Annotated in this window: 18 protein-coding genes; 7 read left to right on the top strand and 11 right to left on the bottom strand. The window is 72.5% G+C overall.

Going from position 1 to position 24,194, the window contains the following annotated elements; all coding sequences use genetic code 11:
- Positions 1–24 precede the first annotated feature (24 nt).
- Together AB0D27_RS06050 and AB0D27_RS06045 are read left to right on the top strand one after the other, a co-directional pair.
- Positions 25–978, top strand: coding sequence for a MoxR family ATPase (locus AB0D27_RS06050; RefSeq protein WP_362502644.1), 954 nt, complete (start codon positions 25–27; stop codon positions 976–978).
- A 2-nt stretch (positions 979–980) separates the two neighbouring features.
- Positions 981–4,316, top strand: a complete 3,336-nt coding sequence (locus tag AB0D27_RS06045; protein WP_362502890.1) for an SAV_2336 N-terminal domain-related protein — start codon at positions 981–983, stop codon at positions 4,314–4,316.
- 45 nt (positions 4,317–4,361) lie between these two features.
- On the opposite strand, the gene AB0D27_RS06040 is transcribed toward AB0D27_RS06045, so the two are convergent.
- The 5 genes from AB0D27_RS06040 to AB0D27_RS06020 all read right to left on the bottom strand — a co-directional run bounded on the left by AB0D27_RS06040 (position 4,362) and on the right by AB0D27_RS06020 (position 9,712).
- Positions 4,362–5,351, bottom strand: a complete 990-nt coding sequence (locus AB0D27_RS06040) for a malate dehydrogenase (RefSeq protein WP_362502641.1) — start codon at positions 5,349–5,351, stop codon at positions 4,362–4,364.
- A gap of 586 nt (positions 5,352–5,937) precedes the next feature.
- Positions 5,938–7,098 carry a DUF2690 domain-containing protein gene (locus tag AB0D27_RS06035; protein ID WP_362502638.1) on the bottom strand — a complete coding sequence of 387 codons (1,161 nt, stop codon included), beginning with the start codon at positions 7,096–7,098 and terminating at the stop codon, positions 5,938–5,940.
- 397 nt (positions 7,099–7,495) lie between these two features.
- On the bottom strand, positions 7,496–7,951 hold the full coding sequence (locus AB0D27_RS06030) for a helix-turn-helix transcriptional regulator (RefSeq protein ID WP_362502635.1): 456 nt from the start codon (positions 7,949–7,951) through the stop codon (positions 7,496–7,498).
- Between the two features lie 290 nt (positions 7,952–8,241).
- Positions 8,242–8,868, bottom strand: a complete 627-nt coding sequence (locus tag AB0D27_RS06025) for a DUF3017 domain-containing protein (RefSeq protein WP_362502632.1) — start codon at positions 8,866–8,868, stop codon at positions 8,242–8,244.
- Complete coding sequence (locus tag AB0D27_RS06020) at positions 8,858–9,712, bottom strand: bifunctional methylenetetrahydrofolate dehydrogenase/methenyltetrahydrofolate cyclohydrolase (RefSeq protein WP_362502629.1); 855 nt, start codon at positions 9,710–9,712, stop codon at positions 8,858–8,860. The genes AB0D27_RS06025 and AB0D27_RS06020 overlap by 11 nt, the downstream gene beginning before the upstream one ends.
- A gap of 267 nt (positions 9,713–9,979) precedes the next feature.
- On the opposite strand from AB0D27_RS06020, the gene AB0D27_RS06015 reads away from it, so the two are divergent.
- From AB0D27_RS06015 to AB0D27_RS06005, 3 genes are all read left to right on the top strand, one after another.
- Positions 9,980–10,633, top strand: a complete 654-nt coding sequence (locus AB0D27_RS06015) for a hypothetical protein (RefSeq protein ID WP_362502626.1) — start codon at positions 9,980–9,982, stop codon at positions 10,631–10,633.
- A 116-nt stretch (positions 10,634–10,749) separates the two neighbouring features.
- Entirely contained in the window at positions 10,750–11,496 is a 747-nt protein-coding gene (locus AB0D27_RS06010; protein ID WP_362502623.1) for an FHA domain-containing protein, read from the top strand.
- The gene (locus AB0D27_RS06005; RefSeq protein WP_362502620.1) at positions 11,493–13,046 is read left to right on the top strand and encodes a protein kinase; all 1,554 of its coding nucleotides are present in this window, start codon (positions 11,493–11,495) and stop codon (positions 13,044–13,046) included. The genes AB0D27_RS06010 and AB0D27_RS06005 overlap by 4 nt, the downstream gene beginning before the upstream one ends.
- A gap of 109 nt (positions 13,047–13,155) precedes the next feature.
- Here the strand turns inward: AB0D27_RS06005 and purH are convergent, their stop codons facing one another.
- Together purH and purN are read right to left on the bottom strand one after the other, a co-directional pair.
- Positions 13,156–14,745 (bottom strand): bifunctional phosphoribosylaminoimidazolecarboxamide formyltransferase/IMP cyclohydrolase, encoded by a 1,590-nt coding sequence (gene purH, locus AB0D27_RS06000; protein ID WP_362502617.1) that lies wholly within the window; start codon positions 14,743–14,745, stop codon positions 13,156–13,158.
- Positions 14,742–15,410, bottom strand: coding sequence for a phosphoribosylglycinamide formyltransferase (gene purN / locus AB0D27_RS05995; protein ID WP_362502614.1), 669 nt, complete (start codon positions 15,408–15,410; stop codon positions 14,742–14,744). Before purN ends, purH begins: the two co-directional genes overlap by 4 nt.
- A gap of 323 nt (positions 15,411–15,733) precedes the next feature.
- Here purN and AB0D27_RS05990 point away from each other — a divergent pair, with 323 nt between their 5' ends.
- Positions 15,734–16,540, top strand: a complete 807-nt coding sequence (locus AB0D27_RS05990) for a hypothetical protein (RefSeq protein ID WP_362502611.1) — start codon at positions 15,734–15,736, stop codon at positions 16,538–16,540.
- A gap of 103 nt (positions 16,541–16,643) precedes the next feature.
- Here AB0D27_RS05990 and AB0D27_RS05985 read toward each other — a convergent pair whose 3' ends face one another.
- Positions 16,644–18,326 carry a DUF6350 family protein gene (locus tag AB0D27_RS05985; RefSeq protein WP_362502608.1) on the bottom strand — a complete coding sequence of 561 codons (1,683 nt, stop codon included), beginning with the start codon at positions 18,324–18,326 and terminating at the stop codon, positions 16,644–16,646.
- A 108-nt stretch (positions 18,327–18,434) separates the two neighbouring features.
- Here AB0D27_RS05985 and AB0D27_RS05980 point away from each other — a divergent pair, with 108 nt between their 5' ends.
- On the top strand, positions 18,435–19,592 hold the full coding sequence (locus AB0D27_RS05980) for a helix-turn-helix domain-containing protein (RefSeq protein WP_362502606.1): 1,158 nt from the start codon (positions 18,435–18,437) through the stop codon (positions 19,590–19,592).
- Between the two features lie 101 nt (positions 19,593–19,693).
- On the opposite strand, the gene sucD is transcribed toward AB0D27_RS05980, so the two are convergent.
- From sucD to AB0D27_RS05965, 3 genes are all read right to left on the bottom strand, one after another.
- The gene (gene sucD, locus AB0D27_RS05975) at positions 19,694–20,578 is read right to left on the bottom strand and encodes a succinate--CoA ligase subunit alpha (protein ID WP_362502603.1); all 885 of its coding nucleotides are present in this window, start codon (positions 20,576–20,578) and stop codon (positions 19,694–19,696) included.
- A 21-nt stretch (positions 20,579–20,599) separates the two neighbouring features.
- Positions 20,600–21,778, bottom strand: coding sequence for an ADP-forming succinate--CoA ligase subunit beta (sucC, locus tag AB0D27_RS05970; protein WP_362502600.1), 1,179 nt, complete (start codon positions 21,776–21,778; stop codon positions 20,600–20,602).
- A gap of 437 nt (positions 21,779–22,215) precedes the next feature.
- Entirely contained in the window at positions 22,216–24,093 is a 1,878-nt protein-coding gene (locus AB0D27_RS05965; protein ID WP_362502597.1) for a hypothetical protein, read from the bottom strand.
- Positions 24,094–24,194: the final 101 nt, after the last annotated feature.

Here is a 24,194-nt window from a genome sequence, read left to right as displayed (position 1 = left end):
CCTCATGACACCGCAGGAGAGCGCATGACGACCGCTTCCGACGCCGGCGACTGGCGTCTTTTCCGCGGTGACGGCGTGCCCCGGGCCGTCACCCTTCCCTCCGCCCCGCCCTGGCGCCGCTTCACGCCCGCGCGGAACGTGCGGCCCGAACTGCCGTACCTGATCGAGCCGAAGCACGCCGATGTCGTCAACGCCGCGCTGCATCTGCGCCGCCCGCTGCTCGTCACGGGACCGGCCGGCACCGGCAAGTCGTCGCTCGCCCGGGCCGTCGCACACGAGCTGAACCTGGGCGAGCTGCTGCGCTGGCCCATCAACAGCCGCTCGACCGTGCGCGAGGCCCTCTACCAGTACGACGCGATCGGCCGCCTGCGCGAGACGACACTCAGCCGCGACCGGGGCGAACGCGAGCCGTCCATCGGCACGTTCATCCGGCTCGGCCCGCTCGGCACCGCGCTGGTCGCCTCCACCGTGCCGCGCGCCCTGCTCGTCGACGAGATGGACAAGGGTGACGTCGACCTGCCCAACGACCTGCTCACCGTCTTCGAGGAGGGCGTCTTCGACATCCCCGAACTCACCCGGCTCCCCGAAGACATCGCCGACGTGGACGTGCAGACCGCCGACCATCGCGGCACCGTGCGCGTGCACCAGGGGCGGATCCAGTGCGCCGAGTTCCCCGTCGTCGTCATCACCAGCAACGGGGAGCGCGACTTCCCGCCCGCGTTCCTGCGCCGCTGCGTCCGCCTCGAGCTGCCGGTACCCGACGAGGAGCGGCTGCGCGCCATCGTCGCCGCCCACCTCGGCGAGGACGCGCTGCGGGAGGCCGACGATCTGCTGGAGGCCTTCCTGCGCCGCCGCGCCCCCGGTGAACTCGCCACCGACCAGCTGCTCAACGCCGTCTTCCTGCGCGCCGGAGGCGTCGACCTGGACGCGGAGGGCCTCCTCGACGCCGTACTGCACCAGCTCACCGGGGCGTTGTGACCATGGCGGGCGGCGGTGAGCGTCTCGCCGAGGCGCTGCGGGTGCTCGGCGCGTGCGGGCAGGACCTGGACGCGGACCAGGTGCTCGACGTGCTCTGGCTCGCCCGTCGGCTGCCCGCAACCCCGTCCGCACCGCTGGCCCGGGGGCTGCGCGCCGCCCAGGAGCCCCCGCCGCCGCCCGCCGCTCCCCAGCCCGACGAGCAGCCCGCGCCGCAGCCGCCCCCGGAGCCCGACGACCCGGATCTGCCCGACCTCACCGCGCCCTCCCTGTACGCGGCGGCCCGCCAGGCACCGCAGGCCCCGGACGTGCGGCTGCGCCGGCCCGAGCCGGAGCACCCCCGCAGGGCGCTGCCGCTGCGGGTCCCCGAGGGCAAGGCCCTGGGCGACGAGCTCGAACTGGGCCGCGCGCTGCGGCCGTTGCGCCGCCGCCTGGCCAGCAGGCACCACCTGGAGATCGACGAGGAGCGCACCGCCACCGAGCTGGCCGAGACCCGGCTGCCCGACGTGGTGCAGCGGCCGGTGCAGGAGCGCTGGCTGAACCTGGTGCTGCTCGTCGACGACGGCATGTCGATGCTGCTGTGGCACCGGCTGGGCGCCGAACTGCGCACCCTGCTCGAACGCCTGGGTGCCTTCGCGACCACCCGCGTCCTCGGTCTCGACACCCGTGCCGCCCGTGAACCCCGACTGCGCGCCCGGCCGTTCCAGCACGACAGCGCCCCGCTGCCGCTGAGCACGGTCAACGACCCCTCCGGGCGCACCCTCGTCCTGGTCGTCAGCGACGGCATGGGAGCCGCCTGGCGCCACGGCGCGATGCACGAACTGCTCGCCTCGTGGGCCGCCCGAGGTCCCGTCGCCCTGCTGCACACCCTGCCGCCGGAGATGTGGGAGGCGTCCGGCATCCACGCCGAGCGCTGGCAGGCCACCACCCGGCGGGTCGGCGGCGCCAACACCTCCTGGGAGATCACCGACCGGGTACTGCCGCCGGACCTCGCACGCTTCGAGGGCGTACGCGTGCCGGTCCTGGAGCCGACGGCCGCCGCGCTGCGGGACTGGGCCCACCTGCTCGCCTCGCCCGGCGCCACCGTGGAGCTGCCGCTGCTCGTCCGACCCAGCCGGTACGCCGCCGTCACCGCCTCCCGCGATCTGCACAGCGCCCAGCACTTCCGGGACGCGGCCACTCCGGAGGCGTACCGGCTCGCGGCCCATCTGGCGGCCGTCTCCCCGCTGTCGGTGCCCGTGATGCGGCTCGTGCAGACTTCGGTGCCGTGGCCGGCGCGCACCTCGCATCTCGCGGAGGTCTTCCTCGGCGGCCTCATCCGGCCGCGCCCCGCCCCCGTGCCGGGGCCGCTGCCCGCCAAGCACCGCATCTTCGACTTCTCCGACGAGTCCAAGGCGGTGCTCCTCGACGCGGTGCCGCATGCCGAACTCCTCAGAACGGGCCGCAGCATCGGGCGCCGCCTGGAACAACTCGCGGGAAACTCACCGGACTTCCCCGCCTGGCTCGCCCACCCGGACGGCCACGCCCAGATCCCCGGTTCGCACCGCCCGTTCACCAGCGTCGAGCGGCGGCTGCTGACCCGCTTCGGCGTCTCGGCCGAGGCAGCACCGACAGGCCTGGGACGCGACGAACGGGAAGCGGCGACCGTCGACGCGGACGACTGGGGGCCGCTGACGGACGACGACCCGCGGCAGCTGGGGCCTTACGAACTCGTCGGGCGGCGCAGGGGGCGGCGCACGGTGGTGTACCGGGCGCTGACCCCGGAGCATCAGTACGCCGTGGTACGCGTTCCCCGCCCCGATCTCCCCACGGTGAACGACCGGTTGCTCGAGGTGGAGGCCGAGGTGCTCACGCGGCTGAACGGGCAGTACGCGCCCGCGCTGCTCGCCGCCGAGCTCGAGCAGACCCCGCCCTGGCTCGCGATGGCGCCCATCGCCGACACCGACACCCCCGACGCGCAGCCGCCGCGCCTCTCGGAGATCTTCAGCAGGGCGCTGCTGGACAGCACGGCTCCGTTCGACAAGATCGCCGGACTTCTCGTCGCCTGGCATCTGGCGAGCGCGCTCGCCGTCTGCCACGTCAACGGGCTGGTGCTCGCGGACTTCAGCGCCGACAGCGTGTTCGTGCTGCGGCGCTCAGTGGTCCTCGGGGACCTGTCGGACTGCGCCGTCGACGGGCGGTACCTGGGCACGGGCCCCGTTCCGACCGCCGCGGACAACGTGCGCTCGCTGGGCGAGATGCTCCAGCTCGTCAGCAGCAAGGCCGGCTGGGACATACCGGGCCTGCCTGAGGGCATGCACCTGTGGCAGGGCGACACCTGGGAACAGCTGCGGCTGCTCGTGCTCCGCTGCCTCGACCCGGATCCGGGCGAGCGCCCCACGGCGGGTGAGGTCGCGGGGGTCCTGGCGCGGTACATCGCCATGGCCCGGGCATCGCGGGACCCCGCCGAGCCGCAGGCCATCAGCCCCGTCCACGCCCTGGCGGACATCCCGCTCACCCTGCCACCGGCCACCGCGCGGCCCCGCCACGCGTTCCGGCTGCCCCGCTTCGGCGTCGCGGGCCGCGAGGCCCGCCTGGGGCCGCTGCGGGTACCGCTGCTGCGCGGCCGGCGCATCACCCTCGTGGGCGCCTACCACTACAGCGGGCGGGCCACGACGACGATGGTGCTCGGATCGCTGCTCGCCGCCGTCCGCGGCGAGCCCGTGCTGGCCCTCGACGGAGCCGCCTCTGAGGGAGCCCTCGACTCGTTCCTGACCTCCCGCAACCAGGCCACGCTGCGCGATCTCGCGGCCCTGCCGCCCGACGCCGCCTACGAGGACATCAGCGCCCGCACCACCCGCCTCGACTCCGGGCTCGAAGTGATCGCGCACCGCGCGGGCCACTACAACTCCAACCCCGTGCACGCCCAGGAGTACGCCCGGGTGCTGGCCCAGACGGCGCCGTACTACTCCTTCGTGCTCACCGACTGGTCACCGCTGCGGCTCGACCGGTCCGCCGAGGTCGCGCTGACGCTCACGGACCAGCTGATCCTGTGCTGCGGCACCGCCGACTGGTTCCTCGACGCCGCGGCCCGCACGCTCAAAAGGCTGCGCGAGGCGGGGCACCGCGCCCTCGCGGACAACGCGATCGTGGTGGCCACCGGCATCGAGGGCCCCGGCAGCCGGATCCTGCCGGGCGAGGTGGCGCTGCGCATGCGCAACGTGGGCGCCCGAGTGGTCGTCGTCCCCTTCGACCTCTCGTTGCGGTCGCCCGGATTCCGGCAGCTGGGGCGGCTGCGGGGGGCGACGACACGGGCGTTCCTGGACCTCGCGGAGCTGGTCGTCCAGGACGGAACGCACTGATCCCCGGGCAGCGGCCGCCACCCGGGGATCAGTCACTCACTGGGCTCAGATGAGGCCGAGGCCGCGAACCGCCTCGCGCTCCTCCTCGAGCTCCTTCACCGACGCGTCGATGCGGGCGCGGGAGAACTCGTTGATGTCCAGGCCCTGGACGATCTCGTACTGGCCGTCCTTCGTGGTGACCGGGAAGGAGGAGATGAGACCCTCCGGGACGCCGTACGAACCGTCCGACGGGATGCCCATGGAGGTCCAGTCGCCGTCCGCCGTGCCGTTGACCCAGGTGTACACGTGGTCGATGGCGGCGTTGGCGGCCGACGCGGCGGAGGACGCGCCACGGGCCTCGATGATCGCGGCACCGCGCTTGGCGACGGTCGGGATGAAGTCCTCGGCGAGCCACTTCTCGTCGCTGACGACCTCGGCGGCGTTCTTGCCGGCGACCGTGGCGTGGAAGATGTCGGGGTACTGGGTGGCGGAGTGGTTGCCCCAGATGGTCAGGCGCTTGATGTCGGCGACCGTGCTGCCGGTCTTCTTCGCGAGCTGGGTCAGCGCGCGGTTGTGGTCCAGACGGGTCATCGCCGTGAAGCGCTCGGCCGGTACGTCCGGGGCGGCGGCCTGCGCGATGAGCGCGTTGGTGTTCGCCGGGTTGCCGACGACCAGGATCTTGACGTCGTCCGCGGCGTTGTCGTTGATCGCCTTGCCCTGCGGCTTGAAGATGCCGCCGTTGGCGGAGAGCAGGTCGCCGCGCTCCATGCCCTTGGTGCGGGGGCGGGCGCCGACGAGCAGACCGACGTTGGTGCCGTCGAAGGCGACGTTCGGGTCGTCCGTGATGTCGATCCCGGCCAGGAGCGGGAAGGCGCAGTCGTCGAGCTCCATGGCGGTGCCCTCGGCGGCCTTCAGGGCCGGCGTGATCTCCAGGAGGCGCAGCTTGACCGGCACGTCCGCGCCGAGCAGCTGGCCGGAGGCGATGCGGAAGAGCAGGGCGTAACCGATCTGGCCGGCAGCGCCGGTGACGGTGACGTTCACGGGAGTGCGGGTCATGGCGTTCTCCGTATGACAGCTGGCGGTGGGGCGTCGCTGCCCCGGGTGCAGGATCCCCGGCCACCGGTCCTGGTTGACCGGGGTCCGCCGCGGTGATCGATCAGGGGTACCGATGATCGATCTCTTGGCGTCAAGAGAGATCCGCCGTCAGGCTATCGCGCATCCGGGATGCCGGACGCCGGGGTCCCATGTGGCCCAGCCCACAGCCCCCGGAGGGGGCGGCCGTCGGGTCCGGGAGAGGGAAACTCGACGGCCGCCTCTGGGGTACCGGAGGGTCCGGAAGGGGGTGTTGCCTCCCGAACGGCACCGGATCCCGTGGGGGTACCGTGCGTCTGCCCCGGAGGGGGGCGGGCATTCCCCTTACGGGGCGACGATTTTTCTTCCGGCCGTTGGTCCGCCGGTACTGCCCAAAGCGGTTCTCGCCCCCTCCGCCCCTACCCGTCCCGTACCTGGGGGGCTCTGCCCCCCAGACCCCCCGTATCGCGCTTCGCGCTCGTCCTCAAACGCCGGACGGGCTGAAGATTTTCAGCCCTCCGGCTACGGGACGGGTAGGGGGCGGCGGGGGCGAGAACCCACCCCCGGCTCCCTACCTCGTGCAGCCCTTCTGGCCCGACTTCAGCGTGGCGCAAGCCTTCGCGTCGCCGGCGTCCTTGACGGTGACCATCCGGGTGTACGCGTCCGTGTCCGTGTCGACCGCCGCGCTCTGCTTGGCCGCCGATCCGGAGGACACATCGACCCGGTCACCGACCACGGCCTGGGTGATACGGGCCCAGGCCGCCCCGCAGGTCTTGCTGTAGCGCACCTCGACGAGGGTCGTACCGACGGTGACGCTGGTGGTGGTCGTGGCAAGCTGCCCCCCGCACCCCATGCTCTCCGGGTCCTTGCCGGTGCACCCCGCCCCGCTGCACTTCACCCCGGCCGGCAGATCGGGATTCGCGCTCGCGGAGGTCGCGGGCGTCTTGGGCGCGCCGCCCGCGTTCTTCTTGCCCCCGTCATGGGTGAGATAGACGGCCACCAGCACGACCACGAGCGCCCCGACGATCCCGGCGAGGAACATCGTCAGCCGTCGCCGCCGCGCCCCGTCCCTGCTCGGCGCACCGCCGGGGCGGGCGTCCTGCGGCGAACCCCCCGCCGGACCAGCCGGACGCATGGGTCCGGCGGGCGCCGCGGGCCCGAACTGTCCTGCGCCGTCGGACGGCGCGGCGACAACCCCCCAGCTGCCGCCGCGCCCGGCCGAAGGGGCCGGGGACCCATCGGGACCGGACGACGGCTGCACCGGTACGGACGGCCTCGACGGCGGCACCGTCGGCGCCACCCCCGCGGGCCCGGCGATCCCGGGCGTCGCGGTCGCGCTGCCGCCCTTGCGGGCGCTCTGCTGGCCGTTGCTCCCCTTCGCCGGCGTCGGCCCGAACTCACCGAGCGCGGCGCGCGCCTGGGATATCCGGATCGCTTCCATGGTCATGTCGTGGCGCATCTCCGAGCGGCTCCAGGCCCGCTCGGCCAGCTCCCACATGGTGGTCAGATGGATGGGGCTGGTCCCGGTCACCTCGGCCAGCGCGACGATCGCGCCCTTGGGCGCGAGGAGCCGGCCGTTGAGGTAACGCTCCCAGGACGTCTTGCTGTAGCCCGTGCGGTCGGCCACGGCGGCGATGCTCAGCCCGCTCCGGTCGACGAGCCGGCGCAGCTGGCTGGCGAACTCCCTGACCTGCGGATCGAGTTCATCCGGCAAGGCCCTCCAACGAGGCATTGCTTCTCCCCCCTCATTGCTTTCCCCCGTACGTGCACGACTGGTCTTCCCGCGCGCGGCGCCCCTGAGCCGATGTCCCCGTTCTGGCTACCCACAGGGATGCGTTCGGCCGGGATCTCAGTTCCCGAGGTGGGGGCGCACGGGAGCATTCGGGCCGGGGCATGCACCGTTGCACGCCCGTTGGGCCGGGGTCCAGTGTCCCACCGGCATCGTGTACGACCGGTCGAACCCCTGGCCTGCGCACAGGACGCCCCGGACCGTCCCGATTGCCCACGGTATCCCGGCGGTTGTACTGGATCGAGGCAAATCCTTGAACTTGTCAAGACATCGACACAACGAGAACACAGGCTTCACCTCACCGGTCACAGAAGCGGTCAGCGCACCCGCCAGTGACCTCTCACGCGAGGAGAACGCCGCCGACGAGGGCGGAGAGGAGGAGCGCGAGGAGGAAGAGGGCGGCGTAGAGGGGCAGCTGGCCGATACCGGGCCCGGGCTCCGGCGCGTCCCACCAGGGAAGCGTGGGGTCGTCCTCGTACTCGCCGGGTGCGGCGGAAGCCGGGCCCGCGGTCGCCGGGACCCGGGGCCACGCCCGCACCGCCAGCTCCCAGCGCACACCGAAGCGCTCGGCGTCCTCGACACCGAGACCCGCGACCCGGCACAGCGCGGCGACGGCCTGCCGGGGCGGCGGCTGGGTCGCGTTGAGATAGCGCTGCCAGGAGGACTTGCTGTACGCGGTGCGGGCGCCCAGGGCCACCAGGCTGAGGCCGGTACGGTCCTTGAGCTGCCACAGCTGCTCGACGAAGTGGCGTACCTCCGGCGGAAGTTGCTCCGGCAGCGGCTGCCAGGAACCCATCGCTGACCTCCCTCGGCGTTCCCTTGAGCGAGGGACGACACCGAGGGGACGGACGGTTCCCGTGCGGGCCGGCGGCGGACGGTTCCCGTCGCACGGCGCGCACACCGTGGCGGAATGGTCACTTCCGTGCCACAGCGAACTGCCAGGTGTTGAACAGCCACTTCCTGTGCACAAGGGTTGACCTCAGGCGGAACACCCGCCCGGTCGCGGCCCGTCCTTACTCGGGGGAGAGGACGGGCCGCGGTCATGTCCGGGCCGGGTGAGGTACCGCCACCGTGCGCGCGGCGCGCTCAGCGCACCGTGAAGTGCAACGTGTCGTCCAGGAACGGGATCACCAGCAACGGGTGTGGCTGCGCCATCATCGCGAGCAGCACGATGGCCACGCCGAGCACCCCGTACGTGACCATGTCGGTGAAGCGGGAGCGGACCGCCAGCATGCCCACGCTCGGCAGGGTCCAGCGCAGCACGGCACCCGCCAGCAGCGCGGCGCCGATCAGGATCGTACCGACCCGGAACACGTCGAACGCGGTCAGCAGCAGACCGAGCCCGACGGCCGACAGCACGGCGAGGATCGGCCACTGGCGCGCGGGCGCCGGCGCGTCGCCGGGCGCGGCCCGGCCACCGCCCTCGGGCCGCGCGGTGTCCCGGGTGAACAGCGGGAAGCGCCGGGTGGTGCGGCGCGGCCTGCCCTCGGCGTCGGGCGCGCTGATGGCGTCCCGCACGGTCACCTCGGCGTCCTGAAGGGCCGGATCGGTGTCACGTACGGCGGGATCGGCGTCCCGTACGGCCGGGTCGCCAGCAGGTACGGCCGGTTCGGCACCGCGTACGGCCGACTCGGTGTCCCGTACGGCCGACTCGCCACCGGGGGGACGCGCGCCGCGCGCCCCGCCGTCCTTGGACTCGCCCTCAGCCGACACTGCGCTCCGCCGCTTCCACCACGTTGACGAGCAGCTGGGCGCGGGTCATCGGGCCGACGCCGCCCGGGTTCGGGGAGATCCAGGCGGCGACCTCGGCGACGTCCGGGTGGACGTCGCCGACGATCTTGCCCTCGGCGCTGCGCGAGACACCGACGTCGAGGACGGCGGCGCCCGGCTTCACGTCCTCGGCCCTGATGAGGTGCGCGGAGCCCGCGGCGGCGACGATGATGTCGGCGCGCTTCAGGTGGGAGGAGAGGTCACGGGTGCCGGTGTGGCACTGGGTCACCGTGGCGTTCTCGCTGCGGCGCGTCAGCAGCAGCGGCATCGGACGCCCGATGGTCACACCGCGGCCGACGACCACGACCTCGGCGCCCTTGATCTCGACGCCGTACCGGCGCAGCAGGGTCAGGACGCCATTGGGGGTGCAGGGCAGCGGCGCGGGCTCGTTCAGGACCAGCCGCCCGAGGTTCATCGGGTGCAGGCCGTCCGCGTCCTTGTCCGGGTCCATCAGCTCCAGGATGCGGTTCTCGTCGATGCCCTTCGGGAGCGGCAGCTGGACGATGTAGCCGGTGCATGCGGGGTCCTCGTTCAACTCCCGTACCACCGCCTCGATCTCCTGCTGCGTGGCGGTCGCGGGCAGTTCACGCTGGATGGAGGCGATGCCGACCTGGGCGCAGTCGCGGTGCTTGCCCGCGACGTACTTCTGGCTGCCGGGGTCTTCCCCGACCAGGATCGTCCCGAGGCCGGGCGTGACGCCCTTCTCCTTCAGGGCCGCCACGCGGGCGGTCAGATCGGACTTGATCGCGGCTGCGGTGGCCTTGCCATCGAGAATCTGGGCGGTCATGACCCCATCCTCGCGGATGACCCCGCCCTGGTTCCAATCCGGGCCTTCGGGCCGCCTCGCGGTACCGGTTCGACCGTATCCCGCCATGATCACCGATGTTGCACTTGCACAACACATAAGGAATGCGGCTGGACAAGTAAGAGTCCGCTAAAGAACGATGAGCACACAGTGCCGCGGGCAGTACCGGGGGGACGGACCGCTCTGTAGAAATTCCTCCGAACCGTGCCGCGCGTCGTCCCCGCACCAGGCAACGGAGGAAAACCCGCCATGAGTTTCGGCGACCCGAACAACCCTTACGGGCAGCCGCCCCAGCAGCCACCCGCCGCCCCGCCGGCCGCTCCCGGCTACGGCTATCCGCAGGCTCCGCCCGGCGTACCCCCGCAGGGCTACGGCTACCCGCAGCAGCCGGCGTACCCCGGCTACCCGGGCGGCAACCAGATGCTTCCGCAGACGATGCCGGGGCTCCTGGTCACGGCTCGCGTCTTCCTGTTCATCATCTCCGCGGTGCAGATCATCGGAGCGCTCGGCTGGTTCTACTTCGCGGCCATCGCCAACGACGTCTCCAACGCGGCGGACAGCTACAGCTCGTCGTCCGACGATCCGTTCAGCTCGTTCAGTGACGGCGCCGGCATCGCCTCGGGCCTCCTCGTGGTCATCGGCCTGGTCGCCGCGGCCCTGGCGGCCCTGTCGATCACCCTCGGCGTGAAGTTCGCCAAGGGCGCCCAGGGAGTCCGTATCACCACGGTCATCTACGGGGCGCTCGGCGGCATCGTCGGCCTGATCATGCTCTTCGCCGGTCTGGACACCGGCATGGCCTCCGCCATCATCTTCCCGCTGATCTGGGTCGTCTTCGCCGCCATCATCACGGCGGCACCGGTCGTGCCCAGCGGCACCGCCTGGTTCGCGCGCCCGCGTTACTGAACAGTTCGCGCCATTCATCCCAAGGGCCGTGTCTCACCCTGCACAAGGGGGGACACGGCCCTGGTGCTTCTGTCTACCCTGAGTCCCGTAGCCGCGCGTGCACGGGGAGACAGACCTTGTACAGCATCATCGTGGTACCTCCGCCGACCACGGAGGGCGGGCACAGCGACGCCCAGATCCGGCTCGCTCCCGGCGAGCGCCTCACCTTCGGCCGGTCCGCGACGGACAACGACCTGGCGATCGCGCACGAGGGCGTCTCCCGCGCGGCCGGGCAGATCACCGCGCACAGTGCCTTCTGGATACTGAGCAATCTCTCCGCGCACCAGACATACGTCGTGGAGAACCCGGAGGGCGCGGGCGAGCACATCAAGGTCGGCCCCGGGCGGCTTGACGCTCCCGTCCCCTTCGAGTTCTCCCGGCTCGTACTGCCCGCGGCCGGCGATCTGCTGCCCATCGAGGTATGGGCGCCGCGCCACGACTACCTGCGCTCCCCCGGCGGCCTGGACGGCGCCACGACCGCGCCCGCCTTCTCCGTCGACCGCACGAAGCGGTACTTCGCGGTTCTCGCCGCCCTGTGCGAACCCCGGCTGCGCGGCGAGCCGCACGCACCGATCCCCACGGTCGACCAGGTCGTGGACCGGCTGCGCCCCCACTGGCCGGCCGCCAGCCGCACCAACGTGCAGTGGAACATCGACTACCTGGCCGTGAAGCTGCGCCTCAAGCCCGGCCCCGACACGGCGGACGCGGGCCCCCGCCTCAACGGCAAGAAGGAGTCCCTGGTCTCCCTGGCACTGCGCTTCGACCTCGTACGCGAGGACGATCTCGTCGTCCTCGCGGCGCCGCCGACCCGGGCCGCCCAGTGAACGATCCCTACGCCGTGCCGGTGCCCAAGGGCTACCGGGTGGGCCGCTGGGAGGTGCGTGATCCCATCGCCACGGGCGCCTTCGGGAGTGTGTACGAGGCTCGCCGCACCGGTGGGCACACGGAACTCCCCGACACGGCCGCCCTCAAGTTCCTGCCCACCGGCACCCACACCCCTCGCCAACTCACCCACCTGCGCGAACTGGCGGAACGCGAGCTGGAGTTGCTCCGCCGCCTGCGCTCCGCGCCGCGCCTGATCAGGCTGTACGAGACCCTGACGGTCGACGACCCGGCGCGCCCCGGACTCGACGGCGCCACCGTCCTCGTACTGGAGAGGGCGGAACGCTCCCTGGCCGCGCTGCTGTCCCGGGCGCCGCGCCCCGAGGCCGGTCCGGCGCTGCTCGCGCAGATCTGCGAGGGGCTGGCCCAGCTGCACCGGGCGGGCTGGGTGCACGGGGACCTCAAGCCGGCCAACGTGCTGCTGATGGAGGACGGTTCGGCCCGGCTCGCCGACTTCAACATGGCCGCCGAACTGGAGGGCACCCACGCGTACACACCCGCCTTCTCCACGCCCGACTACACCCCGCCCGAGCTGCTGTGGTCCGAGATCGGCGAACGGGGCCGCCGCATCAGACCGTCGGCCGACATCTGGGCCTTCGGAGTCCTCGCCCACCTCGTGCTCACCGACTCCTACCCGCTGCCCGGCGGCACCCCGTCGGCCCGCCGGGACGCGGCGGTCGCCTACGCGCGCGGCACCGATGAGCTGCGCCTCTCGCCGGGTCTCCCGGACGAGTGGCGGGAGATCGTGCGGGACTGCCTGGCCCGTACGCACCAGGAGCGGGTCGGCGGGGAGGCGTTGCTGCGGAGGGTGGAGAAGGCGGCCGGGGCACCCCGCTCGGCACGCGTGCCGGCACGCCCCACGCGCGGTGGCCGGGCGGTCCTCGGCGCGGTGACGGGGGTGGTCGCGGTGGCCGCCCTCGCGTACGGGATCAGCGCGATCGCGAGCGGGGGAGGCGGTGCGCCGGAGTCCGACGCGAAGAGCACGGCCAAGGTGAGCGCGGCGCGCTACGGGGCCTCCGAACTCCGTACGGACCAGGGCATCCCCGTCGGGTACCGGGCCCTGATCGTGGACTCGGCGCACGACTGCGTCCAGGCGCAGGTCACGCCCGGGCTGATCGCCGCGATGCTGAAGGCCGAGAGCGGCTTCGACGCACATCTCTCCGATCCCGCCAAGGACGAGTACGGCATCGCGCGCTGGACCCCGCGCGTGCTGCGCTACTACCTCCGCTCCGACGGGAAGCCGACGCGGGAGATCCCCAGACCCCCGTTCACACCCGCCGAGTCCATCCCGGCCATGAGCCGCTACCTGTGCGCGATCGCACCACGGCTCAGGTCGGGCCTGGACGGCGACAGACAGGTGCTGATCGCCGCCGCCTACCGGACCTCGTACCGAACAGTGAACGACGCGGGCGGAGTTCCCCCGAAGTACCGCGCCTACACCGACCGCGTCGCCCACTACCTCAAGGAGTACACCCCGCCGGGGAAGAAGTGACCCTGAGACTTCCGAGGTACCCCTCCCGGAGATACCGCTCCACCATGGTCGGTACGCGGCGGCCGTCGGCTCCTTCGGGGGAGGGCCGGCGGCCGCCGTACCGAGGCGATCAGTGGAAGAAGTGGCGGGTGCCCGTGAAGTACATCGTGACGCCCGCCTTCTTCGCGGCCTCCACGACCAGCTCGTCGCGGACCGAACCGCCGGGCTGGACCACGGCCTTGACGCCCGCCTCGGTGAGGATCTCCAGGCCATCGGGGAACGGGAAGAACGCGTCCGAGGCGGCGTACGCGTCACGGGCACGCTCGGCGCCCGCCCGCTCGACCGCGAGCTTCGCGGAGTCGACGCGGTTGACCTGGCCCATGCCGACGCCGACCGAGGCGCCGTCCTTGGCGAGCAGGATCGCGTTGGACTTCACGGCGCGGCAGGCCCGCCAGGCGAAGGCGAGTTCGGCGAGTTCCGCGGCGCCCAGCGCCTCACCGGTGGCGAGGGTCCAGTTGGCGGGGTCGTCGCCGTCGGCCTGCAGACGGTCCGTCACCTGAAGGAGCGCGCCGCCGTCGATCTGCTTGACCTCGACGGGGTTCGCGGGCGCCTGGTCGGCGCGCAGTACGCGGATGTTCTTCTTCTTGGTGAGGGCTTCGAGTGCGCCCTCCTCGTACCCGGGCGCGACGATGACCTCGGTGAAGATCTCGGCGACCTGCTCGGCCATCTCCTTCGTCACCGGCCGGTTGACCGCGATGACGCCGCCGAACGCCGACAGCGGGTCGCAGGCGTGCGCCTTGCGGTGCGCCTCGGCGACGTCCGCGGCGACCGCGATACCGCACGGGTTGGCGTGCTTGATGATCGCGACGCAGGGTTCGGCGTGGTCGTACGCGGCACGGCGCGCGGCGTCCGTGTCCGTGTAGTTGTTGTACGACATCTCCTTGCCGTGCAGCTGCTCGGCCTCGGCGAGACCCCCCGTGCCGTCGACGTACAGCGCGGCACCCTGGTGTGGGTTCTCGCCGTAGCGGAGGGTGTTCTTGCGCTCGTAGGTCGCGCCCAGGAAGTCGGGGAAGCCGCTGTCGTCGACGGCCGCGTAGTCGTCCGCGAACCAGGAGGCGACCGCGACGTCGTACGAGGCCGTGTGCTGGAAGGCCTCGGCGGCGAGCCGCTTGCGGGTGCGCAGGTCGAAGCCGCCGCCGTCGACGGCGGTGAGGACGTCGGCGTACCGGGCGGGACTCGTCACGACCGCCACGGACGGGTGGTTCTTGGCGGCGGCACGGACCATCGACGGACCGCCGATGTCGATCTGCTCGACGCACTCGTCGGGCGTCGCGCCCGAGGCGACGGTCTCGCGGAACGGGTAGAGGTTGACGACGACGAGGTCGAACGGCTCGACGCCCAGCTCGGCGAGCTGGCGCCGGTGGTCCTCGAGCCGCAGGTCGGCGAGGATGCCCGCGTGGACCTTCGGGTGCAGGGTCTTGACGCGGCCGTCCAGGCACTCGGGGAAGCCGGTCAGCTCCTCGACCTTGGTGACGGGGACGCCGGTGGCGGCGATACGAGCGGCGGTGGAGCCGGTGGAGACCAGCTCGACGCCCGCCTCGTGCAGCCCGCGTGCCAGCTCCTCGAGGCCGGTCTTGTCGTAGACGCTGACGAGCGCGCGCCGGATGACCCGCTTGGTGCTCTCGGTGCTCTCGGCCGTGACTGTGCTGTCGGCGGTCACTGGATAACTACCTTTCGTCCCTCAATGCGATAGCCGTTGCGGGCGAGCCGCCCCACGACATCGACGAGCAGCCTTCGCTCGACTTCCTTGATGCGCTCGTGCAGCGCGCTCTCGTCGTCCTCGTCCCGGACCTCCACCACGCCCTGCGCGATGATCGGTCCGGTGTCGACGCCGTCGTCGACGAAGTGGACGGTGCATCCGGTGACCCGCGCGCCGTACGCGAGTGCGTCCCGCACGCCGTGGGCCCCCGGGAAACTGGGCAGCAGGGCGGGGTGCGTGTTGACGAACCGGCCCCCGAACCTGGCGAGGAATTCCTTCCCCACGACCTTCATGAACCCGGCGGAGACGACGAGATCGGGCTCGTACGCGGCCGTCGCCCCGGCGAGCGCCGCGTCCCACTCCTCGCGGGTGCCGTAGTCCTTGACGCGGCACACGAACGTGGGCAGCCCGGCCCGCTCGGCGCGCGCGAGCCCCTCGATACCGTCACGGTCGGCCCCGACGGCCACGATCTCGGCTCCGTAGGCCGTCGTGCCCTGGGCCGCGATGGCGTCGAGCAGTGCCTGCAGATTCGTACCTGATCCGGAGACCAGCACGACGAGGCGCTTGGCCTTGGCCACGACGGGGCCCTTTCTCGGGAGAGCGTTTGTACGGTCGTACGAATGCATCACGCCCCGGGATACGGGGAAGTCTACGAACCGGCCGACCGTCAGCAACGATACCGGCACACCGGACAGCCCCCACGGGACGGGGGCGTGGCCGGAAGGTAGCGTCTGGGGAGCATCCACCCGGGAACACCGCCGGGCACCGGGGAACGCCCCGCACGCGCGGGACGTTGACCTGTGGACGGGCGCGAACGCTCGGGGCGCGGGCCCTGGGGAGGACATCCGGGCGCGGGCCCGGGACACGAACAGCTGGGGTGCGCGTCGCGAGCACGATGTTGTGCGGACACGCCGCCTGCCAGGACCACCAAGGGGAAGACGCTCACCTGATGCCGGACCGCAGTCTCCGACTCCCTCCGCTCCTGCTGCGCGAGCGGCGCCCTTCGCCCACCCCGCCACGGTCGGACGGAGAGGCCCCGAACGACGCGAACGGCTCCGCGCACGGGAACAGCGGTGACGGCTCACCGGACGGGCGGAGCCCCGAGGCCCCTGACGACGACAATCCGTTCGCGCCGCCCCCGGAGGGCACGCCCGACCGGCCGTGGCAGCCGCGGCGGCCCGCGAAGGGGCAGGGCGGGGACGAGAACGGCGGATCCGGGGAGTCCCCGTGGGGCAGCCAGTGGAGCGACCGGCAGCCCGGGCCCTCGACCGGCGGCGGGTTCGGTGACAGGCCGGGAGCGCCGCAGGGGCAGGGCGGGCCTGAAGGACCCGGCGGGGGTCCGGGCACCGGGATGCGCTGGGACCCGACGGATCCGGCCCAGCGCCGGGCGCGCTTCGCCCTGCTCTCGGGCATGTGGGCGTTCTTCTTCGCCCTCTTCAGCTGGCCGTACGTGGCGCTGTTGCTCGGTGCGCTCGCCCTGTACTGGGGCAGCAGCGCCCTGCGGGCCAAGCCGCGTACGCCGGATCCGGACACACCGGCGCCCGAGCCGAGCGGTCGGCCGCAGACCACCGCCGCGGTGAGCGGGCTCGTCACCGCGTCACTGGCCATCGCCATGGTCGCCGCGACGTTCACCGCACAGCTCGTGTACAGCGACTACTACTCCTGCACGAACGACGCGCTCACCAACGCCGCGAAGCAGTCCTGCAACGACCTCCTCCCGAAGGAACTCCGAGGCTTGCTGGGCACCCACGGCTGAGCATTCGGCCCCTCCGGCGTTTGACGAGCGGGGGTTTGGGGCGGAGCCCCAAGGACGGGAACGGGGCGGCGGGAGAGGCGAAAACCCGCCCTCCGGACGAGCCTCACGCGGGATCCGGCGGCTCCGGAGACGGCGCCGCATCTTTCAGCGCCGCCCATCGGGACTCCCGGGACTCGCGGGTCTCCCGGGACTCGCGGGTCTCCCGGGACTCGCGGGTCTCCCGGGACTCGCGGGTCTCCCGGGACTCGCGGGACTCGCGGCTCTCGTCCTCGTCCTCGTCCTCGTCCAAGGGAAGAAGGTCGTACGGCCCGGTGTCCGGCACCACGGCGTCGGCCTCCGCCTCGGCCGGAGCGACCGCCGGTACAGAGGTCGACGCCGGGGCCGACCGCCGCGAGAACCAGGCCGGCAACGAGGGCACCCGCACTCGAACAAGCCCCCCACGCCCCCCGGCCCCGCTCACCGACCGCTGCCGAACCCGCCAGCCCCGCAACCCCACAGCCACAGGAACCGCCACCACCCACGTCCACACCACTCCCGCAGGCCCCACCTGCCACCACACCGGCCCGAAATGGGCCAGGGCCGCCACCCCGAGCGGTCCCCCGGCCAGCCCGGCCAGCAGCCCGAGCGCCCCGCCGCACACCACGGCGGCGAGCGACACGACGGCCACCGTCCGCCCCCGGGACCAGACCTCCTCCCGCTCCCCACCCCCCGGCACGGCCGCCGCCACCACGACCCATGCCACCGTCACCCCTGCCCCCACCGGCACCAACCCGCACACCCAGCTCAGCGGCCCCCCAGCCCCCGGCACGGCCGCCAGCAGCGGAAAGGCGGGCAGGAGATCGGCCACCGCCCGCGGCCCCGCAGCGGCGGCGGACAAGGGCGCCACCACTTGCCCCGTCCCCAGGACCACCCCGGGCCCGAGCCCATACGCCGCCCCCCACACCGCCGCGTTCGGCACCAGGGCCAGACACAGCAGCAGGACGGCGAAGCGGCCCGACCACGCGTCGCTGAGCTGCACGAACGAGGCACGGGCCGTCCCCCCGTGCCACACCAGCGACACCGCCACCAGCAAAGCCCCGCCCCCCACCAGAGCCGCAGTGCCGGCCCCGGCGGCCCGCACCACGGCCCCGGGCAACCGGCCGTCGCCGGCGGCGGCAAAGCGACGTACGCCCGAGGACAGTCGCGGCGGGAGCGCGCCGACACCCCGCCGCGCCCACGACGGCATCGGACTCCACGGATACCCGTACGCCGCCCACACCCCCGCCCCGGCCACCCCCGCGGCGAGCAGCGGCAGGCACAGGGCGGTCCACCCCCAGGAGGGCCGCAACTCGCCGCCCGAGGCGTACAGGGCGGCGGCGGCGCCGACGGCCAGATAGCCGGCGACGGCCCCCGCCCATGCGGTACGCGGTGCCGCCTCGGACTCCGCGTCCGCCGCGTCGCGCGCCGCCCGGTGCAGCAGCCAGACCGGCAGCACGAGAAGGAGCAGCGGCGTCACGCCCACCGGCATGGGCAGGCCCGACAACGTCTCGGTGCGGATCAGTTCCACGCCGTGCGCGAGCAGCCACAACGCGGCGGCGACATGCAGCGCTCCGCCCGGTCCGCTGTCCGGGTACGGCGAGCTGACCCACAGCATCATGACGAGGACGGCGAACGAGGCGAGCCCGAGGCCCGCCGCGAGCGCGCCACCCAGGAGGCTGGCGGCCAGTCCGGGGGGTCGGTGGCGCATCCGGGTGAGCAGGGGCGACAACGACAGCCTGCGGTCGGTCATTTGGGTCACGACCGCCATGTTCCCAACGACACGCGCTTTCTCGTCGTAACAGGCGAACCCCGGATGTGTCGCTCAATATGCAGTTATGCACTTTTTCGTACTAAAGGGCTCCTGGAGGGGTCCGACATGACGCAGAGTCCTGCCACCCCCCTGCCCGCCCCCAAGGAGTGCCGCCGGCTGCGCGAGGCCAAGTCGCTGACCCAGGCTCAGGTGGCCGCCCGAGTGGGCGTCTCCCGCGAGACGGTGCGCTCGTGGGAGACCGGCCGTACGAGGCCACGCGGCCGCAATCGGGAGGCGTACGCGAAGCTGCTGACCGAGCCGGCCTGCACCGGGACCGAGGTGACCGCCCGTCAGGAGAGGGTCCTTCCCGGGCTGGTGGGCGCCGGGAGCGCGGGCCCCGTAGAGACGTCACCCGAAGGGGCGCAGCCGCCCGGGGAGGCCTCGGGCCCGGACCGGGACGTCGAACCCCCGCTCCCGGCGCCGCCCCTGCTGACGCCCGCTCAAGCCTTCGACGCCCTCTACGCGTTCTGCGCCCCCGCCCTCGTACGGCAGACCTATCTGCTCACCGGGCGGCGCGAACTGGCCCGCGAGTCCGTGGAGCGGGCCTTCCAACTGGCCTGGCACCGCTGGCCCGAGGTGGCCGTGGACCGGGATCCGGCCGGGTGGGTGCGGGCGACGGCGCACGAGTACGCGCTCTCCCCGTGGCACCGGATGCGCCCCCGCCACCGCTGCGCGGAGGCGCCTCCCTCCGACGCCGCCGACCGCGCGCTGCTCGACGTGCTCCTGAAGCTGCCGCCCGTCCACCGGCGCACGCTGCTGCTGTACGACGGGGTCGGGCTCGGCCTGCCCGAGACCGCGGCCGAGACGGAGGCGAGCACGCCCGCGGCGGCGGGCCGGCTGCTGCACGCACGCGCGGCCGTCGGGGCTCGCCTGCCGGAGCTGGCGGTACCGCAGGAGCTGCACCGCCGGCTCGCCGAAGTCGCGAGCACGGAGCGGCTGCGTGCGGCGCCGCCCCGCACCGTCCGCTGGGGCGGCGAACGCCGCGCCCGTCAGTGGACCCGCGCCGCCATCGCCTTCACCGTCCTGCTCATCGGCGCCACCACCCTGACCCTCCGAACGGCCCCCGACCACTACGAGACGCCCCTCGGCCCGCCCGAAACAATCCACGGCCTGCCACCCCGCGCCGCCCCGGGCCCCCTCTCCCAGGCGGAACTGAAGCTCCACACCAAGCTGCGCGCGGAAACGGTGAGCGGCCCGGGAAGGCTGGTTCCGGAGGGCTGGTGACCGCTGTGCCGGGTCCCTTGCGGCAGAGGCCCAGGAAACGCCGGTGGGCCCGCACCCCCAGCAGGGGTACGGGCCCACCCGACGTTCAGCTGGGAAACAGCTCAGCCGGCGAGAAGCTCACGAGCCAGCTTCGCCGTCTCGGTCGGCGTCTTGCCGACCTTGACGCCCGCGGCCTCGAGGGCCTCCTTCTTCGCGGCGGCCGTGCCGGAGGAGCCGGAGACGATGGCGCCGGCGTGGCCCATGGTCTTGCCCTCGGGTGCGGTGAAGCCGGCGACGTAGCCGACGACCGGCTTCGTCACGTTCTTCGCGATGAAGTCCGCGGCACGCTCCTCGGCGTCGCCGCCGATCTCGCCGATCATGACGATCAGGTCGGTGTCGGGGTCGGCCTCGAACGCGGCGAGCGCGTCGATGTGCGTCGTACCGATGATCGGGTCGCCACCGATGCCGACGGCGGACGAGAAGCCGATGTCACGGAGCTCGTACATCATCTGGTACGTCAGCGTGCCGGACTTCGAGACCAGACCGATGCGGCCCGGCTTCGTGATGTCGCCCGGGATGATGCCGGCGTTCGACTGGCCCGGGGTGATGAGTCCGGGACAGTTCGGGCCGATGATGCGGGTCTTGTTGCCCTTCGACTTCGCGTACGCCCAGAAGGCGGCGGAGTCGTGGACGGCGATGCCCTCGGTGATGACGACCGCGAGGGGGATCTCCGCGTCGATCGCCTCGACGACGGCGGCCTTCGCGAAGGCCGGCGGCACGAAGAGGACGGACACGTTGGCACCCGTCTTCTCGATCGCCTCGGCGACCGTGCCGAAGACCGGGATCTCGGTGCCGTCGATGTCGACGGAGGTGCCCGCCTTGCGCGGGTTGACGCCGCCGACGATGTTCGTGCCGTCAGCGAGCATGAGCTTGGTGTGCTTCATGCCCGTGGCACCGGTCATGCCCTGGACGATGACCTTGCTGTCCTTGTTGAGGAAGATAGCCATGGCTGTTCTTTCCCTCGTCCCTTACTTCGCGGCCGCGAGCTCGGCGGCCTTGTCGGCCGCGCCGTCCATGGTGTCCACGCGCTGCACGAGCGGGTGGTTGGCGTCCGACAGGATCTTGCGACCCAGCTCGGCGTTGTTGCCGTCCAGACGCACGACCAGCGGCTTGGTGACTGCCTCGCCCTTGTCGGCGAGCAGCTGCAGCGCCTGCACGATGCCGTTGGCGACCTCGTCGCAGGCGGTGATACCACCGAAGACGTTGACGAACACGGACTTGACGTCCGGGTCGCCGAGGATGATCTCCAGGCCGTTCGCCATCACCGCGGCGGAGGCGCCGCCGCCGATGTCGAGGAAGTTGGCGGGCTTGACGCCACCGTGCGCCTCACCGGCGTACGCGACGACGTCCAGGGTGCTCATGACGAGACCCGCGCCGTTGCCGATGATGCCGACCTCGCCGTCGAGCTTGACGTAGTTGAGGTTCTTGGCCTTGGCGGCGGCCTCGAGCGGGTTGGCCGACTCCTTGTCCTCGAGGGCCTCGTGCTCCGGCTGACGGAAATCGGCGTTCTCGTCGAGGGAGACCTTGCCGTCGAGCGCGATGACGCGGCCGTCGGCGACCTTGGCGAGCGGGTTGACCTCGACGAGGAGGGCGTCCTCCTTGATGAAGGTGTCCCACAGCGTCACCAGGATCTCGGCGACCTGCTCGGCCACCTCGGCCGGGAACTTCGCCTGGGCGACGATCTCGCGGGCCTTCTCGATCGAGACGCCCTCATTGGCGTCGACCGGGACCTTCGCGAGGGCCTCGGGGTTCTCCTCGGCGACGACCTCGATCTCCACGCCGCCCTGGACGGACGCCATGGCGAGGAAGGTGCGGTTGGTGCGGTCGAGGAGGTACGAAACGTAGTACTCCTCGGCGATCTCGGGCGCGGTCTCGGCGATCATCACCTTGTGGACCGTGTGGCCCTTGATGTCCATGCCGAGGATGTCCGTCGCGCGGGCGACGGCCTCGTCCGGGGTGGCGGCGAGCTTGACGCCACCGGCCTTTCCACGGCCACCGACCTTCACCTGGGCCTTGACGACGGACTTGCCGCCAAGACGCTCGGTCGCCTCGCGGGCTGCCTCAGGCGTGTCAATGACTTCACCGGCCAGCACCGGTACACCGTGCTTGGCGAAGAGGTCCCTCGCCTGGTACTCGAACAGGTCCACGCGCGTCCGTCCCTATCAGTGATCTCGCCGCTCTGCGGTCTGCTGTCTCCGTGGGCGTGCCGCGAAGGGCAACGTGACGTCCGCTGTCACAAGGGTGGCGCACACGGTGTCCGAGCGCGCGGCATGTCCGTCTCGCAGGTTATCGCCGCTGGACGCGGGGCCCTAAATCGCAGATCACACCTGAGCGGTGATACCTGTCACAGAGCGGGGCCTCACCAGGCTGGGGTTTGCCTGGTGAGGCCCCTTGAACAGCCCCGAAGGGGGCGGGGCGAGCGGTCCCCACCCCAATGGGGACCACCCGGCCCCATCCGCGAGGGTCCGGTCGCACGGACCGACGGCTTTCGGCCGTACGGGGCCGTGACCCTGCGGAGTCGCCGAATGCCGTACGCCGGCTTCGCGGGTCGCCGACCCATGGCAGCGGAAACCGCTGGATGCCGCTAGATGCTGTACGTGTCGTAGTGCACGTTGTGCGCGTAGCTCGGCGCGAGCGAGTCGGCCACGCCCTGGGCGCCGGTGACGGCGTTGCCCGCGAGGGGGCGGCCGGTCGCGTCGACGGTTCCGGTCAGGCCCTGTGCGAACGGGGAGACCTGCCCGGCGACACCGTGGGCGAACGGGTCGGCCTCGCCCACGACCCCGCCCGCGAACGGCTGCACGTCGCCCGCGACGCCGTACGCCAAGTCGTTGGCGCTGTGGCCGATGCCGTACGTGACGGGCTGGACCTGGTCGACCACGGTCTGCACGACCGGCTGCACCGCGCCCGTCACGCCGGCGGCGAAGGGCGGCACCTCGTCGGTGACGCCCTGACCGAAGGGCGTGACCTGTCCGGTGACGCCGTACGCGAGCGTCCCCGCGTCACCGGCGACGCCGCCCGCGAAGGGCCGGACGTCACCGGACACGCCGTACGCCAGCGCGCCCGCGTCCCCGACGGCCTGCCCGGCGAGCGGCACGACACCGTGCACCGCGGTCGCGGCGACGGGCGGCAGCACGGAGGCGGCGGTGTCGCCGGCGACCTGACCGGCAAGGCCTGTGGCGAACGGCTGTACGTCACCGACGGCGCCGTACGCGAGGGCGCTCGCGCCGCCCGTGGCACCGTGCGCCAGGGGCGCCGCGTCAGCGGTGGCTCCGTAGGCGAGAGTCGACGCGTTGGCGGTGGCACCGTGCGCGAGGGTCGTCGCGTCAGCCGTGGCTCGGTAGGCGAGAGTCGACGCGGTTGTGGTGGCACCGTGGGCGAGGGTCGTCGCGTCGTGGGCGACGCCGTACGCCAGGGTCGTGGCGTCACCGGCCACGCCGTACGCCAGTCCGGTGGCGTTGCCCCCGGCTCCGTACGCCAGTGCGGTCGCGTTGCCGCCAGCTCCGTACGCCAGTCCGGTGGCGTTGCCCTCGGCGCCGTATGCCAGTCCGGTCGCGTTGCCCTCGGCGCCGTATGCCAGTGCGGTCGCGTTGCCCTCGGCGCCGTACGCCAGCGGTGCCACCTGGCCGACGGTGTGGTCCGCGACCGGGGTGACGCCCTGGACGGCGGTGGCGGCGACCGGCGGCAGGGCGGCGGCCGTGGTCTCGTCGACGACCGGGATCGCGGTGCCGACGGCGGAGCCGACGGCGCCCTGGGCCCGGGCGGGGGCGCCGGTCACGGCCGGTCCCGCCGCCGTACCCGCCGCCCTCCCCGCCGTGGCGACGGTCTCCTGAACCTTTGTCTGCGCCGCGGACGGCACACCGGCCATGGCGCGCTGGGCGGCCGCGAGCTTGCTCTGAGCGCCGGCGAGGGCCTCTTCCAGCTCCGGTGCGAAGGCCGAGAGCGGGCCGAAGAGGTAGTCGATCCCGTCCCGCGGGGCGCTGACGTCGGCGACGGTCCCCTGCGCCTTGCCGCTGGCCTGGCCGGCGGCGGTCCTGGCGTGGGAGAGGGGGGTGACGGCGTGAGAAGGGACCGTGGCCTCGACGTAGCGGCGGGCGTGGTCGGCGGTCTTCGCCGGAGCGGTGGCCGCCTTCTTGACCTGGGTGGTCTTGGCCTGGGTGGTCTTGGCCTGGGTGGTCTTGGCTTGGGCGTTCTTGACCTGGGTGGTGGCGGCGTCGGCGGTGGAGCCTGCCTTGGCGGTCGCATCCGTGACGGCGGTGCCGTCGGTGATGCCGTGGACGGTATCGGTGACGGAGCCGACGGTGTCGGTGACCGAACCGACGGTGTCGCTGACGTCGGCGGTCACGTCGGGCACCGAGACGGACGGCGCGGGCAGCTCGTCCGCGCTGGCGACGGCGGAGCCGAGCGCCCACGCACCGGTGGCACCGGCGGCTATGACGATGGAACGGCGAATGTTCTTGTTCATGCTTGCGTCAGATCCTTGAATTCCAGGGCTTCCGTCCGGCTTTCGGAGGGGTGTCCGGACGGCGGGCAGACCTGTACCGCCCCCGCGCGGCAGGTCGTTGA

Source organism: Streptomyces sp. NPDC048415 (genome assembly GCF_040651675.1).
Lineage (GTDB): Bacteria > Actinomycetota > Actinomycetes > Streptomycetales > Streptomycetaceae > Streptomyces.
Note: the sequence above shows the minus strand (reverse complement) of the source record. Positions and strands in the feature narration are given on the sequence as shown.